This is a genomic window from Neomoorella sulfitireducens (assembly GCF_024733845.1).
Lineage (GTDB): Bacteria > Bacillota > DSM-521 > Neomoorellales > Neomoorellaceae > Neomoorella > Neomoorella sulfitireducens.
This window is the reverse complement of sequence record NZ_JANRHG010000001.1, coordinates 21,070-36,972: the sequence shown is the minus strand read 5'-3', so window position 1 is coordinate 36,972 and position 15,903 is coordinate 21,070. Positions and strand designations below refer to the sequence as shown.

The 15,903-nt window shown below is 57.4% G+C and carries 11 protein-coding genes; 7 read left to right on the top strand and 4 right to left on the bottom strand.

Going from position 1 to position 15,903, the window contains the following annotated elements:
- The first annotated feature begins 8 nt into the window (after nt 1-8).
- From NWF31_RS00165 to argF, 7 genes are all read left to right on the top strand, one after another.
- Nucleotides 9-1,241, top strand: a complete 1,233-nt coding sequence (locus NWF31_RS00165) for a site-specific DNA-methyltransferase (protein ID WP_258358479.1) — start codon at nt 9-11, stop codon at nt 1,239-1,241.
- Nucleotides 1,242-1,440: 199 nt separating this feature from the next.
- The gene (locus NWF31_RS00160; RefSeq protein ID WP_277998721.1) at nt 1,441-1,920 is read left to right on the top strand and encodes a phosphatidylglycerophosphatase A family protein; all 480 of its coding nucleotides are present in this window, start codon (nt 1,441-1,443) and stop codon (nt 1,918-1,920) included.
- Nucleotides 1,921-2,063: 143 nt separating this feature from the next.
- Entirely contained in the window at nt 2,064-3,422 is a 1,359-nt protein-coding gene (locus tag NWF31_RS00155; protein ID WP_258358477.1) for a PLP-dependent cysteine synthase family protein, read from the top strand.
- Between the two features lie 89 nt (nt 3,423-3,511).
- Nucleotides 3,512-6,073 carry a selenium-dependent xanthine dehydrogenase gene (gene xdh / locus NWF31_RS00150; protein ID WP_258358476.1) on the top strand — a complete coding sequence of 854 codons (2,562 nt, stop codon included), beginning with the start codon at nt 3,512-3,514 and terminating at the stop codon, nt 6,071-6,073.
- A gap of 72 nt (nt 6,074-6,145) precedes the next feature.
- Nucleotides 6,146-7,396, top strand: coding sequence for a threonine synthase (locus NWF31_RS00145; RefSeq protein ID WP_258358475.1), 1,251 nt, complete (start codon nt 6,146-6,148; stop codon nt 7,394-7,396).
- Between the two features lie 25 nt (nt 7,397-7,421).
- Complete coding sequence (gene hydA, locus NWF31_RS00140; protein WP_258358474.1) at nt 7,422-8,777, top strand: dihydropyrimidinase; 1,356 nt, start codon at nt 7,422-7,424, stop codon at nt 8,775-8,777.
- 94 nt (nt 8,778-8,871) lie between these two features.
- Nucleotides 8,872-9,852 carry an ornithine carbamoyltransferase gene (gene argF, locus NWF31_RS00135; RefSeq protein ID WP_258358473.1) on the top strand — a complete coding sequence of 327 codons (981 nt, stop codon included), beginning with the start codon at nt 8,872-8,874 and terminating at the stop codon, nt 9,850-9,852.
- 96 nt (nt 9,853-9,948) lie between these two features.
- Here argF and NWF31_RS00130 read toward each other — a convergent pair whose 3' ends face one another.
- From NWF31_RS00130 to NWF31_RS00115, 4 genes are all read right to left on the bottom strand, one after another.
- Complete coding sequence (locus NWF31_RS00130; RefSeq protein WP_258358472.1) at nt 9,949-11,778, bottom strand: hypothetical protein; 1,830 nt, start codon at nt 11,776-11,778, stop codon at nt 9,949-9,951.
- Between the two features lie 49 nt (nt 11,779-11,827).
- Nucleotides 11,828-12,730 carry a decaprenyl-phosphate phosphoribosyltransferase gene (locus tag NWF31_RS00125; RefSeq protein WP_258358471.1) on the bottom strand — a complete coding sequence of 301 codons (903 nt, stop codon included), beginning with the start codon at nt 12,728-12,730 and terminating at the stop codon, nt 11,828-11,830.
- A 203-nt stretch (nt 12,731-12,933) separates the two neighbouring features.
- On the bottom strand, nt 12,934-13,152 hold the full coding sequence (locus tag NWF31_RS00120) for a hypothetical protein (protein ID WP_258358470.1): 219 nt from the start codon (nt 13,150-13,152) through the stop codon (nt 12,934-12,936).
- 17 nt (nt 13,153-13,169) lie between these two features.
- On the bottom strand, nt 13,170-15,740 hold the full coding sequence (locus tag NWF31_RS00115) for a heavy metal translocating P-type ATPase (protein ID WP_258358469.1): 2,571 nt from the start codon (nt 15,738-15,740) through the stop codon (nt 13,170-13,172).
- Nucleotides 15,741-15,903 lie beyond the last annotated feature (163 nt).

The following is a 15,903-nucleotide window of genomic DNA, read 5'->3' as shown; positions in this document are numbered from 1 at the left end:
GATAAGCAATGCCTGGTTTTAACCTGGAAGATAAGACGGATTGGAAATGGTGGGTAACCCCCAGAGGTTTATATAATAAGCCGGTGCACCGCTGGTTTGTCTTCCCCCATAGCTTTACCAGCGAGCTTGTGCAGGCCTTGATTGATGATTGGCACCTGGACCAATCGGATTACATCCTAGACCCCTTTGTCGGTGCGGGAACGACTGTATTAGCGGCCCGGGAAAGGGGGGTTCCCGCCCGGGGATATGATATCATGCCCCTGGCGGTAATGGTAACCAATGTAAAGTCGGCCGGTTATGACTGGCAGAGTTTAAGCCGGCAGTGGCAGATCTTGCAGGAACGACTACGCTTTCCAGTGACAGAAAAACCCTTGCCATCATATCCCGAACTGGTGCAGAAAGCCCTGCCGGGAAAAATGCTGGCCGCCTTTGATAAAATTAAAGGGCAGATTGCCAGTCTAACCTGTTCCAGAGAAGCGAAAGATTTTTTCCGCCTGGCTTTACTGGCGCTTATACCAGAATACAGCCAGGCCCTGGCTACCGGTGGCTGGTTACAATGGGTCCACCGGGATAAGGATATTACCTCCCTGCCGGAGGCTTTTGCTGCCCGGGTGGAGGCCATGCTTGATGACCTGCACCAGTCGAAAATGCCGCGCCAGGATTTATGGCTGGCAGACCAGGCCGATGCGCGCCAGCTACCCGATGCGGGTGATACTTATTCCGCCGTTATCACTTCACCTCCTTATCCCAACAGGCATGATTACACCAGGGTTTATGGCATAGAATTGATGTTTGACTTTTTAAGTTATGAGGATACGCGCCAGATCCGATACCAGAGCCTTCATTCCCATCCGGAAGCGCGACCGGAACGCCCGGCTAGAAATTATGAAGAGCCTCCTCAGCTTACGAATATAGTCACTAAATTGGAAAACATTAGTACGGACCGGCGTATTCCCCGCATGATCCGCGGTTATTTCTGGGATATTTACCTTTGCCTGCAGGAAATGAAGCGGGTATGCCGCCCCGGGGGGAGGATAGCTCTCGTAGTTGGTAATGCCCGTTATTACGGCATAGCTGTCCCTGTTGATGAATTGACAGCTATCCTGGGGGAACAGGCCGGCCTGACTTGCAGTAAGATTATCGTTGTCCGCTACCGGGGTAACAGTGCCCAACAAATGGGTAAATACGGGCGGCAGCCGTCGCGGGAGAGCATAGTTGTTTTCCATAAGGCGGCTTTTTAATAAAAATTTAACTCAACTTGAAGAGTTTCTTCCTTATGAAAGAAAGAGGAGCCCTGATTTTACACAGGTAAAAAAAGGATTTTTTCAGATGTGTTCCACGGAAAATAAAATTGTGTTAGAATAAGGTTACTTCTTAGCAAAGGGGACCGGAGCAGTGAGTGTGGCGCAACCCAAGGAGAATCAGTATACCAGCTCCCTCTTGCTTAAACAACTGGTTATAGCCTGGCTGGAGCGACGGGGGGTAACATTAGAAGATATTGCTCAACTGGTATATGAAGTCCAGCAAAAATATATTCCTCAACTTACCCTGGCCGCCTGCCGCGAGAGCGTCGAGCGGGTGCTTGAAAAGCGGGAGGTCCAGAACGCCGTCTTTACCGGCATAGCCATTGACGAACTGGCCGAAAAGGGGCAACTGGCCGAACCCCTGGCTACCATGTTGAAGATTGATGACGGCCTCTACGGCATTGATGAAGTCATGGCCCTGAGCATCGTCAACATTTACGGTTCCATAGGTTTTACCAACTTCGGTTACCTTGACAAGGTCAAGCCGGGCATCATCGGCGTGGTCAACGGCAAGAAGAACGAAAAGGTCAATACCTTTCTCGACGACCTGGTGGCCGCCATCGCCGCCGCCGCGTCCTCTCGCCTCGCCCACCGCGACCGGGACGGGCAACTGTAATCAGTGAGCAGAAAAACCGGTAAAAAATAACCCTCCTTTTTACCTTAGAAGGAGGGTTTATTTTTTCCACGTCGAACTATTAACATAAATGCAAGTGAAATTTTTAGCGCGCATTAATATTATATTTAACTGGAGGGATTCGTATGGCGGGTAAAATCCCCTTTGGCCCTACCTTTACGGAAATGTGTGACCCGGCGCAGATTGACCCGGCAATAAGGCAGCGGGCCCTGAAAGCCCTCAAGGAAGACGAGCTGGACCCCATCAACCTGTTCAACATTAACTGGAAAGACGAAAACAACCAGGTGCGGAAAATGGTATTGCCCCCGGAGGTGACGGGGGTGGACGCCAATATCGTCGTCCTCCTGGGACGGGGCTTCCCTTCCGGCTCCCACAAGGTAGGCCCGGCCTACGCCACCCTGATTGAAGGCTGCGTCGACGGCGTCATCAAGCCGGGTGAACATACCATCCTGGGGCCCTCGACGGGCAATTTCGGCATCGGCGTGGCCTATATCTGCAGGCTCCTGGGCTTCCGGGCGGTGGTCATCATGCCCGACAACATGAGCAAGGAACGTTATGAGCGCATCCGCAGGTACGGCGGCGAGCTGGACCTCACTCCCGGTACGGAGTCTGACGTCATTTTAACCCTGCAGCGCACCTATGAACTGAAAAAAGAACCGCAAAATTATGCCCTGGCCCAGTTTGAACTGCTGCCCAACTATCGTTTCCACCGCCACGTCACCGGCAATGCCGCTATCGAGGCCGTCCGGGGTATCGGCAACGGGCGTATCGCCTGCTTTACTTCGGCTCCCGGTTCGGCGGGGACCCTGGCTGCCGGCGACCAGATAAAGAAGGCCTTCCCGGAATGTAAAGTGGCGGCCCTGGAGCCCTATGAGTGTTCGACCCTGTTTGACGGGGGCCGCGGCCAGCACCGCATCGAGGGCATCGGTGACAAGATGTGCACCCTTATCCACAACGTCCTCAATACGGACTTCATTGTCCTCATCCACGACGAAGATACCGTTCGCGGCTTGAAGGTCTTCCAGGATGGTACGGAAGTACTGGTGAAGAACGGCGTCAAAGAAGCCGATGCCCTGGCATTGCGCGATAACTTCGGTCCTTCCGGCATCTGCAACGTCCTGGGCGCCATCAAGATGGCCAAATACCTGCGGTTAGGCCCCGGCGATAACGTGGTGACTGTTGCCACCGACGGTTTTGACCGCTATCCCTCGGTGCTGGAGAACCTGGCCCGGCGGACCCTGGAAATTGAGGATTTTGTCCTGGAACGCTGGTTTAAAGATATCTTCCTCAAGGCCCATACCCATCATATTATGGATACCCGCCGCTCGGAAGCCAAGGAACGGCTCTACCGGCAAAAGGAAATAGATTGGCTGCCCTTCGGCTACACCAGGGAATACCTGGAAGCCATGAAGAGCCTATCCTTCTGGGATGACGAGTACGCAAAAATTGAATATTACAACGCGAAAATAAAAGAAATGCGTTGAAATAACCTGCACCTGCAGTAGATAACAGCAACTAGCCCGGGTTGCAATTGAAATTTTACCGGAAACCAGGACGAACGGGGGGACACGGCATGCAGTTGGAATTGCAGGTTAATGGCCAGGTGCGGGTAGTTGATATTCACCCGGAAGCCACCTTGCTGGAAGTATTACGGGAGGACTTGCGGTTGACGGGGGCCAAAAACGGCTGCGGTGAAGGCACCTGCGGCTCCTGCACCGTAATCATGGGGGGCAAGGCCGTCCGGGCCTGCCGGACGCCGGCCGTTAGGGCCGCCGGCCAGGAGATCATTACCATCGAGGGCCTGAGCCCGCGGGAAAAGGAAGTTTACGCCTTTGCCTTTACGGCGGCCGGGGCGGTGCAGTGCGGCTTCTGCACGCCGGGGATGGTCATGGAAGCCAAGGCCCTCCTCGACCGGCAGCCGGACCCGGACGAAGGGGAAATCCGCCAGGCCTTCAAGGCCCACCTCTGCCGCTGCACCGGTTACCAGAAGATAATAGATGCCGTGCGCCTGGCCGGCCGCGTTTTCAGGGGTGAAATTAAGCCCTGGGCAGGAGAGCCCGCCGGGATGGGCAAAGCCTTTTTCCGGCCCGACGTCAGGGCCAAGGTCCTGGGCGAAGCCGTCTTTGTCGACGATATGCAGGTTCCGGGAATACTTTACGGCGCCGTTTACCGCCTGCCCTGCGCCCGGGCAAAGGTAAAGGCCATTGACGTTACGGCAGCTAAAGAACAGCCCGGGGTGGTGGCCGTCCTCACGGCAGAGGATATACCGGGAGAACGCTACCAGGGGCACATCTTTAACGACTGGCCGGCCCTGGTGGCCGTGGGCGAGGAAACTCGCTATGCGGGTGATGCCCTGGCCCTGGTAGCCGCCCGCACCCTGCAGGAAGCAAGGACGGCGTTGAACTGCATCAAAGTGGATTATGAGGAGTTGCCTCCCCTGACTTCGCCCGAAGAGGCCATGGCGCCGGGAGCCCCGGCCCTGCACCCGCGCGGCAATGTCTTGAGCGAAACCGTGGTCAAGAAAGGCGATCCCGAAGCAGCTTTAAAGTCCTGCGCCCACGTGGTGACCCATACCTATACCACGCCCTTTACGGAACACGCCTTCCTGGAGCCGGAGAGCGCCCTGGCGGTGCCGGAAAACGGCGGCCTTACGGTTTACACGGGCACCCAGGGGGTTTACGAAATCTATACCCAACTGGTTTCCCTCCTGAACCTGCCGCCGGACAAAGTCCGGGTGGTCAACAAGTTTGTCGGCGGCGGTTTTGGCGGTAAGGAGGACCTGAGCGTCCAGCATCACGCCGCCCTGCTGGCCTGGGCAACCCGGCGACCAGTGAAATTGACCTGGACCCGGCGGGAAAGCATCCTCTGTCACCCCAAACGCCACGCCATGACCATAACCATGAAGACCGGGTGTGACGAAAAAGGCAACCTGGTGGCCCTGGTGGCCGACCTGGTGGCCGACACCGGCGCCTATGCCTCCCTGGGAGCCCAGGTGTTACAGCGGGCCTGCACCCACGCCACCGGTCCTTACCGCATACCCAATGTATTCATTCGCGGCCGGGCCGTTTATACCAATAATCCCCCGGCCGGGGCTTTCCGCGGCTTCGGGGTGCCCCAGTCCAACTTCGCTATAGAGAGCCAGTTGAATCTCCTGGCAGATGCCGTCGGCCTTTCCCCCTGGCAGATCCGCTGGCAGAACGCCCTGGAACCGGGCGACACCCTGGACACCAGGCAGGTGGTCGATCCCGATATCGGCTTGAAAGACACCCTGCTGGCCGTCAGGGAAGCCTTTGAGAGCAGCTCCCATGCCGGTATCGCCTGCGGTTTTAAGAATGTTGGCCTCGGGGTGGGCACCAGGGACGTGGGGCGGGCCCGGCTGGAAGTAAGGGACGGCCGGGTGAAGATATATTCAGGCGCCGCCTGCATGGGCCAGGGACTGGAGGCGGTCCTTATCCAGATTGTTGCCGAGACCACCGGCCTGCCGGCCGACTGCATCGATTGTGTCCTTTCGGATACGGCCCTTACTCCCGACGCCGGCTGCACCACAGCCTCCCGCCAGAGCCTCTTTACGGGGGAAGCAGCCCGCCGGGCGGCGGCCGGCCTGGCGGCGGCCCTGAAAGGCCGGACCCTGGCCGATCTGGAAGGGCGGGTTTTCCCCGGGGAATTTTCCGGCGTTACCGATCCCCTTGACTCCGACAAGGAGCATCCCGTGACCCACGTCGGCTACAGCTACGCCACCCAGGTAGTCATCCTGGATGAGGAGGGACGGGTGGCGAAAGTGGTGGCCGCCTATGACGTAGGCCGGGCCGTCAATCCCTTAAACCTGGAAGGCCAGATCGAAGGGGGCATCGTCATGGGCCTGGGTTACGCCCTGACGGAAGACTTCCCGGTACGGGACGGCATACCCGTCCGCCAGACCCTGGGCAGGCTGGGTCTGCTGCGCAGTCACCAGATACCGCAGATGGAAGTGCATCTGATCGAAAAGGGAGGTACCCCGTACGCCTACGGCGCCAAGGGTATCGGCGAGCTGGCGACCATACCCACGGCGGCGGCCGTTGCCGGCGCCTACTACCGCCGCGACGGCAAACTGCGTCTTTCCCTCCCCCTGGAGGATACACCGTATATGAGGAAATAAGACGCCCCCCGGTGCGGGCGTGGCGATGCCGTGACCGGGGTGCGAGGAGAAGCCTGTAAGGAGCTGACCAGCGTGAGCAACGTTAGCCAGTTGCGCTGTATCAATTGCGGCCGGACTTACCAGCCCCGGCCCGGCCTTTATACCTGTCCCGCCTGCGGGCCGGTTGACGGTATCCTGGACGTGGAATACGATTACGATTATATCAACAAAGTTATTTCCAAAGATAGCCTGGCGGCCGGCAAGGAACCTTCCATGTGGCGCTACCGTCCTTTCCTGCCGGTGGACCAGGAAGGCCCCCTGCCGCCCTTACGGGTAGGATGGAGCCCCCTCTACCGTGCCGGGCGCCTGGCGGCCGAGCTGGGTTTAAGGGAGCTATATATTAAAGATGACGGGATCAATCCTACCGCTTCCCTAAAGGATCGTCCCTCGGCCGTTGCCGTGGCCCGGGCCCTGGCCGAAGGGGCCAGGGTGGTGGCCTGCTCCTCCACCGGCAATGCTGCTTCTTCCCTCGCAGGGGCGGCGGCTTCTGTAGGACTCAAGGCCGTGATCTTCGTCCCCGGCCGGGCGCCCCAGGGCAAGGTGGCCCAGCTCCTGATTTTCGGGGCTACGGTTATCAGCGTCCAGGGTTCCTATGAAGACGCCTTCCGCCTGTCGGCGGCGGCCATTGCAGAACACGGCTGGTACAACCGCAATGCCGCCATCAATCCCTACCTGGTGGAAGGCAAGAAGACCGTCTGCCTCGAGGTGGCCGAACAGCTCCAATGGGAGGTGCCCGACTGGGTGGTCCTGGCGGTGGGTGACGGTTGTACCATGGCCGGGGCCTGGAAGGCCTGGGTGGACCTGAAAAAGGCCGGCTGGATTGATAAGCTGCCGCGGATGCTGGGGGTCCAGGCGGAAGGCTGCTGTCCCATTACCCGCGCCTTCCGGGAGGGAACCAAGATACGGCCCATGGCCGAGAATACCCTGGCCGACAGCATTGCCGTCGGCGTGCCCCGTAATCCGGAAAAGGCCCTGCGGGCGGTGCGGGACTCTCGCGGGACCATGATCAACGTCAGCGATGAAGAAATCCTGGCGGCCATGGGGGTCCTGGGCCGCACCTGCGGCGTTTTCGGTGAACCTGCCGGGGTGGCCGGTACGGCCGGCCTCATCAAGGCCGTCCGGGAAGGGATCGTTAAGCCAGGCGAAAAAGTGGTCGCCCTGGTGACCGGCAACGGCCTCAAGGATGTGGCCAACGCCATCAAGGCCGCCGGCGAACCTGTCCGGGTGGAGCCCTCCTTGGAAGCCCTGCATAAAGCACTAAAAGATTTAAAATTGCCCAATTAACTCTACTTTTGGGGGAGGGGTTAAAGTGGACCTCGTGCTAAAGGGCGGGTGGGTCGTCACCGCCGACCGGGTGGAGCAGGCCGATGTGGCCGTTAAAGGCGAAAAGATTGCCGCCGTTGGTCCGGATCTGCCTGCGGAAGGCGCGGAGGTCAGGGACGTGACCGGCAAATATCTCCTGCCCGGAGCCATCGACGCCCACGTCCATTACCTGATGGCCATCGGCGACCTCATGACGGCCGACGACTGGTTCACCGGCACGCGGCTGGCCGCCTGCGGTGGCGTCACTACCGTCATCGACTACGCCGAACCAGCAAGCCCGGCGGAAACCCTTACCGCCTCCCTGGAGAGGCGCCTGGAGGAAGCCGGGGAGCAGGCCTGCGTCGACTACGGCCTGCATCAGGTAGTCCTGCCCGGCCAGGAAGAAGACGAAGGGGAGCTGGCGGCCGTCGTTGCCAGGGGTGTTCCCAGCTTCAAGGTCTTTACCACCTACAACCAGCGTCTGAGTCTAGACGCCATCGGTCGCCTGCTGAAAATGGCGCGCCGTCTCGGGGCCCTGGTAACGGTCCACTGCGAGGATCATGATTCGGTTACCGCCAGGAAGGAAGAGTTGATCGCTTCCGGCCGGACAGACCCGGCCTACCATGCTTTAAGCCGCCCGGAAACAGCGGAGGTCAAGGCCATCCGGGACGTCATCGCCCTGGCCGGGGAAGCGGGGGCCCCCGTATATATCGTCCACGTCTCCACCGGCGGCGGCGCGGCGGCCATTGCCGCCGCCCGCGGGGAAGGCCGGCCGGTCTACGGTGAAACTTGCCCCCATTACCTGCTTCTGACCGCGGAGAAGTATGCCGGGCCGGACGGCCGCCTGTACCTCATGTGCCCGCCTTTGAGGACGGCGGGCGACAACGAGGAGCTGTGGCGGTACTTGGCCGCCGGTTCCCTCCAGGTGGTGGCCACCGATCACTGCAGCTACAGCCGGGAGCAGAAGGATGCCGGTACGGCCTTTTATAACACCCCCTCAGGGGTACCCGGAACGGAAACCCTATTACCCCTGCTTTATTCCTTCGGCGTTCGCAGCGGCCGGCTGACCCTGCCCCAGCTGGTAAGGGTGCTGGCCGCCAGCCCGGCCCGCCTCTTCGGCCTTTACCCGCGCAAGGGCAGCCTCGGGCCCGGTAGCGATGCTGACATAGTAGTATTCGATCCCCGTAAGGAGGTTGTCCTTACGGCGGCACATCTTCATTCGGCAGCCGGTTATACTATCTTTGAGGGGTTTCGCCTGCAGGGTTACCCGGAGGCAACCTACCTGCGGGGTCGGCTTATTTACGATCAAGGGCGTTTCCTGGGCCGGGCCGGCCAGGGGCAGTTTATTCCCGGCCGTGTTTAAAATTTTTTCCTGTCCGGCAGGATTTTATTAAAAAAAGTGGAATTGAATTAAGCGTGATTTAATAATCAAGGAAAAATTCAACGGGGGGAAAAATATGCAGACCGATTTGCGCGGCAAACACCTGATTACCCTGCAGGAATGGACCAGAGAAGAAATTGATACGGTGCTGGATATTGCCTATGATCTAAAACGGCGTAAAGCTTTAGGAGAAAAACACCGCCTTCTCGAGGATAAAACCTTTTATATGCTCTTTTTTGAAAACTCCACCCGCACCCGCAACGCCTTTGAAACGGGGATGACCCAGCTGGGCGGGCACGCCATTTTCCTGACGCCCTCGGCCACCCAGATCGGCCATGGTGAGACGGCCAAGGATACGGTAGAGGTTTTGAGCCGCTTTGGTGACGGCCTGGGTGTGCGTTACTGCACCTACAAACAGGGAAACGCCTATATCCGGGAACTGGCCAGGCATTCCCGCATCCCCGTTATCAACATGCAGTGCGATTTATACCATCCCACCCAGGCCCTGGCGGATATCATGACCATCCAGGAGAAGTTCGGCAAAAACACCCGGGGCCTCAATTTCACCATTAGCTGGACTTACGCCCCCAATTATATCCGGCCCCTGTCCATGCCCCAATCTTTAATCCTTTTAATGAGTCGTTTCGGCATGAACGTCACCCTGGCCCACCCGCCCGAGTTCCATTTACTACCGGAAATTGTGGAACAGGCGAAGAAAAACGCGGAAGAAAACGGCGTCAAATTTAATATTGTCCATGACATGGACGAAGCCTGTAAAGATGCCCATGTTATTTATGCCAAGAGCTGGGGCCCCATTGCCTATACCGGCAGCAGGGAAGAAGGCCTGGATCTCATCGAAAAATATAATACCTGGGTTATGGACGGCCGCCGCATGAAGCTCGGTAACAAGGATGCAATTTACATGCATTGCATGCCGGCCGACCGGGGCGTTGAAGTTACAGAAGAAGTTATGGACGGCCCTCAATCGGTAATCTACGACGAAGCCGAAAACCGCCTGCACACCATCAAGGCCCTCCTGGCGGCAACAATGAGATAAAGGGTAAATCCCGGCTTTGTCCGGGGTAACGAGGCCGCCTTGCTTCAATCCGGAGGCGAGGCGGTTTTATTTTTTCTATACGTGAAGCCGCTATGTCTATTTAAGCACCTTATAAGTTACATAGTCGCCGCAGGCAAAAAATGGTTGGAAATACTGCGGGTTATTTTGCGCCCAGCGGTAATAGAGGGAGGAGGAGGTTGTGAAGAAATACTGGGCGTCCCAGGTCTGCAGCCGGGCCAGCATGTCCGCCTCTGAAACTGCAATGACGTGGTAGAGCCGGTTTTCCAGGCGGGGGCCAAAAAGCAGGTAGGGGAAGGCCGTTTCCGTAAAAGCGATGCGCGAGCCGGAAGGTACCTGGTCAACCCAGGCCAGTTCATCACCCCAGGGGGTGAGCTGGAAAAAAGAACGCTGCTCCGGCGGCAGGGCCAGGAAGCGGGCTATTACCCCGGGGGTGAAATAACCGTGGGTTAAGCTGCCGGCCAGGGAGATGAGCACCAGGCTCAGGGTTGCGGCCTGTAAGGGCTTTGCCCAGAAGCGGGGCAGCCTCTCCTCCAGGTAAGCCAGGCTTAAAGCCCCGGTGGCGACAATAAAGACGGTATAGCGCGTCCACCAGCGGGAGGGCTGGAGCCAGAAAAGAAAGATTAAGGGCAGGAGGAGGAGCAGGAGGCGCACCTCCCTCCGGACCAGCGCCAGGGTAATGGTCACAAACAATGCCGGCACTTCCAGGTAGAGCCACTGGGGGCCGAAGCCTCCCAGGCGCTGGTCGAAGGTGTAGGGGCCGTAGGTTTCCTGCCAGGACAGCAATAACTGCTGCCAACCGGGCAGGCCGGCCAGTTCCGGAGGTGTGTTTTTTGCCATAACCAGGTCGCTCACGCTGCCCTGGCCAGGCCAGAGGGTATACCCAAGCACTTTAAACGTAAAAGGGAAAAAGGGATTGCCGTAGGCCAGCCAATTGCGCAGGTACCAGAAGCCGCCCCACACGAACAGGGCTCCGGTAAAGATAGTAATGGAAAGGATCAGGCTTAGCCTGCCGGGCTGGTTGCCTGCCTGACTGGCCGCCCGGTTGCCCGCGATGATGAAGAGGAAAATGACCGCCACATAGGGAAAGGCGGAAGCTTTTATCCCCAGAGTCAGACCGCCGGCCAGGGCGGCCAGGAGCAAATAAGTGCGCCGCGGGTGCTGGTAATAGCGGTAGGCAAAGTAAAAGGCCACCAGGAACATGCCGGCAAAGGCGACGTCAACATAGCAGGTCTTGCTCTGGACCAGGACAATAGGCGTTAGAAAAAATAGGCTGGCGGCTACGGCGCTGCCGGTCTGCCGTAAACCGGCGGCCCGCCCCAGGGCATAAACGGCCCCGCTCCCGGCCAGGGCAAAGGGTAGCTGGGTCAGGTCGACGAGAAGGTCACTGCCGGCCAGGAGTATGTTCCAGGCAAAGATAAGCTCGGTATTCATGGGATAAACGTTGGCCCACAGGATATAGGGGCTTAAAACAATCCGGCCGGCCTGGAACCAGGTAGCCACTGCCGTCAGGTGATAATAAAGGCTATCCCAGGCGTAAGGGGGAAAGAGGTATCCCAGGAATGTAAGCCAGATTGTTTCCAGAAAGACCAAAAAAAGCAAAAGCCTGGCAGAAAAGTTACTTCCCCAATCAGGTTGCAGGCGCGGTCGCTGAAGGCGGCTGGAACCGGGAAAATGGCGCTTAAGCAGGACGGCAGCACCAAGAAGGATTAAATTGAACACCAACAGAGTGGCAGTTGTCAGGCGCATCAGGGTGCCAGCCAGGAGCATGGTAAAAACGATCTGCCCCGCAGCCAGGGTAAAAACGGCAAGGATGGTTTCAACGAGGGAAAGACCGCGGCGGTGAACCAAAAAAATAGCAGTGAGTAGAACTATTAAATTGCCGCAGAGGAAAGCCGGCCAGTTCAAAATCCCAACCTCCGGTCGCCGCATGATAATGGGTGCCGTACAAATTTGCTTACCAGTAGAGGATGGCAAAACAGCCGGCCACCCACAGGAGGACGGTGGCCGCCAGGGGTTTATCTTTGAGGACCAGGCTTTCCGGCTCGCCGCCGTCCTGGCGGCGGTAGGTCAGGTACAGGTAACGGCAGATGCCGAAGAGGACCAGGGGTACGGTATACATGAGCTGGGGCCGGGCGGCGCCGATAAAGGTATAAATGGCATAGACGACAACGGTAGCCGAGGTGACGGTGGCGATAAGCTGGTCCAGGAGTCCCATGGAATATTCAGCCAATATGCCCCGGTGGTCGGTCGCGTTGTCCAGGAGGAGCAGTTCATGGCGCCGTTTACATAAGGACAGGAAAAGGGCCAGGAGGATAACGGTAATGAACAACCAGGCCGAGACTGGAACCATGATGGCCGCCGCCCCGGCCGCCACCCGTAGGACAAAACCCAGGGCGACGATGAACACATCAATGAGAACCTTTTGCTTTAAATAAAAGGAATAGGCCAGGGTCTGGAGGGTGTAGGCGAGGCTTACCAGGCCCACCTGCCAGCTCAGATAGAAGGCCCAGGCGAGGCTGCCGAACAGGATGATGCCGGCTGCCGCAGCCGCCGGCAGGGGGGCCAGCAGGCCGGCGGCAATGGGGCGGTGTTTCTTGCGGGGATGGTGGCGGTCCCTTTCCCGGTCGACCAGGTCATTAACTATGTAAGTGCCCCCGGACAGGAGGCAATAAATAACAAACACCTGGATGGTGCGTACCAGGAGGGGAACATCCAGCAGGTGGCGGGAAAATAGGATGGCAGCAAAGACAAAGGCGTTTTTCGTCCACTGTTTGGGACGCAGGCTCAAAAAAAGATAGCGCCAGAAATAGCGGCTCATTATAGCCTGCGCCCTGCAAGAGGTTTCCAGTAAGCTCATAATCCCTTGCTCCCATGTTATGTGCTTTGTCTTTCCCTTATTTTCCCCTAAAATAATATTGCCATAACCTAACTCATAAATGTTGTCCCGGAGTATTCACCTGGTTCTGGGAGTGTGCAGCAAATCCAGTCTCCATTTAAAATCCGAGGACAGGTGAATACCTGTCCTCGCTATAATACGCAATAATTAATCCTGCCGACCTTTTATCCCAGCACTTTCTTCTTAACGTAAGGAATAATGATAGGCATGGTAATAATCATAGCCAGGATGAAAACCCAGATCATGCCACCTATACGGGCTACGACCGTATATGGCTTCCCGTCTAGGAAGGTAATTATCAGGAAAAGCAGGGCCAGCACCAGCGAGATCACTGTATAAATTATAGCCGCCTGCCGTGCGGCTTTTGCTTCCAGATCTTGCATACGGTTTTACCTCCTCATTAACCCATTTGGTGGGCCAGCTGCCCATGATGTCCTACCTGATCGGCATCTTTCCGGAGGGAGGGCTGGAAGCGCTTTAAAAGGAGTGTATTTAGTGTAACCGAAACTGAACTAATGGCCATGAAGAACGCCGCCAGTTCGGGGCTGACAATCAGCCCGGTAAAGGGGTACAGCAGGCCGGCTGCAATGGGAATACCCGATATATTGTAGATAAAAGCCCATACCAGGTTCTGCTTGATCTTGCGCATGGTGGCACGGCCGATTTCGAGGGCTCCCACCACATCGCGAATATCGTCTTTGATGAGGATGATGTCACCTGTTTCCTTGGCCACATCGGTTCCGGAGCCGATGGCAATCCCGACGTCAGCCTGGGCCAGGGCCGGGGCGTCGTTAATGCCGTCACCCACCATGGCCACTTTAAGACCCTGGGCCTGGAGTTTTTTCACTTCCTCGGCTTTATCCCTGGGCAGGACCTCGGCCAGGACGGTCTTGATACCGAGCTCACGGGCAATAGCCTGGGCCGTACGCCGGTTATCACCGGTAATCATGGCCACCTTAATGCCCATCCTGTGCAACCGTTCAATAGCGACTTTCGCGTTTTCCTTCAGGGTGTCGGCTACGGCAATAATCCCGGCGGCTTTACCGTTTACGGCCATCAGCATAGCTGTTTTGCCCTGTTCTTCGAGTTTTTCCATCTGCGCGGTCAGGTCGCCCACATAGATGTTATGCTGCTGCATCAAACGGCGGTTGCCTAGAAGGATTTCCTGACCCTGGTAAGTGGCTCTGACACCATGGCCTGGAATGGCTTCAAAGTCCTGTACTTCCTCCAATCCTAAGCCTTCCTCCCTGGCGCCGCGGACAATGGCTTCGCCCAGGGGATGCTCGGAGGGTTTTTCGGCCATGGCGGCCAGCCGCAGGACCTCGCGTTTCTCAAAACCCGGGGCGGCGATTACATCGGTGACCGAAGGCTCGCCTTTAGTCAAGGTCCCCGTTTTATCAAAGACGATGGCATTCAGCTTGCTGCACGCCTCCACCGCATCGGCTCCCTTAAAGAGGATGCCGTTTTCAGCCCCCTTACCTGTACCGGCCATAATCGCACTGGGGGTGGCGAGACCTAAGGCACAGGGGCAGGAAATGACCAAAGTGGTTACCGACAGCAGAAGGGCGAAACCGAAGATGCCGATTTCAGCCAGGCTATAGGGCGAGAGGATAAAGCGGCTATCGGGCAAGAAAAAGGCGTTATAGCCAATAAAGAACCAGAACAGGAACACGATCAGGGCCAGTACGTGGACACCGGCGATAAAGTGGCCGGCCACAAAGTCGGCCAGTTTTTGAATGGGAGCTTTGGAAGCCTGGGCTTCCTCCACCATTTTGATAATCTGGGCCAGGGCCGTTTCGCTCCCGACCCGGGTAGCCCGGAACTTGAAGGAACCGGTCTTATTGATAGTCGCCCCCACGACCTGGGAACCAGGACGTTTTTCTACCGGAATACTTTCGCCGGTAATCATAGATTCGTCCACGGCCGAATAACCTTCGATGACTTCTCCGTCCACCGGGATGCTTTCGCCGGGACGGACCACGACAATATCCCCTACTTCGACTTCATCGGCAGCAATCTCCATTTCCCGGCCGTCCCGGATAACCCGGGCGGTTTTGGCCTGCAGGCTCATGAGCTTGCGGATGGCTTCGGAAGTACGGCCGCGGGTAATAGCTTCCAGGTAACGGCCCAGGACGATGAAGGCGGATAAAAGGGCGGCAGACTCGAAGAAAGTGGCCCCGCGCCCCCCGAAACCGGCCTCAGGCCAGAGGGTATTGATGGTGGCGATGATATAAGCTGCGCCAATACCCGTCGCATAGAGGAGGTTCATATCCGTAGTTCCGCGTTTAAGGCCGTTCCAACTGTGGACGAAAAACTGCCAGCCGGGGATAAAGGTGACAGGTGTGGTTAAAGCCCACAGCACATACACGTTCCCCAGCCATTCTGGTACAAAGTAGGGGAAAATCCACACATCGCGGAACATACCGAGCATCACCAGGGTTGCCAGGGGCCAGGCAATCCACATATTGCGGCGCTGGAACCGGATCTCCCTCTCCCGGGCCTCTTTCTCCTGGTCCAGGGCGGCCTGGCCGGAGAGTTTCTCCGTAGCTTCATACCCCAGGGCGTTGATTTCCTTTTTAATGCGACCTTTGTCCACGGCCCCGGGGTAGAACCGGACTCTGGCCGATTCTGCGGGCAGGTTCACTACTACCGAAGTTACGCCGGGCAGGGCTTTAACGGCTTTTTCCACCTTGGCTACGCAGGCGGCACAACTCATTCCCCTTACTGTCAGGAAAACTTCCTCTTCCGGTACCTCATAGCCGAGGGCCTGGATGGTCTTGGCCATCTGGGGCACGCCGACCTGGTCCGGGAAATATTCCACGGTAGCCTTACCGGCAACCAGGTTGACACGGGCGTCCACTACACCCGCCATATTTTTCAGAGCCTTTTCCACTTTGGCCACGCAGGCCGCACAGCTCATCCCATGGATGGCGAAACTTACCTTGACAGGGCCAATCTTTTCACTAGACATTATCTTTCACCACCGGGTAAGTGATTATATAAAATATCGGATAAAATGAGTCTTGCCGGCCGGGCCAACATTTAATCTACCCCCCACCGGTATCTCTACCTCGATTATATTTTGATAGCCACATACTGTCAATGAACTTCACAAAAACTACAAAATTTTTCTT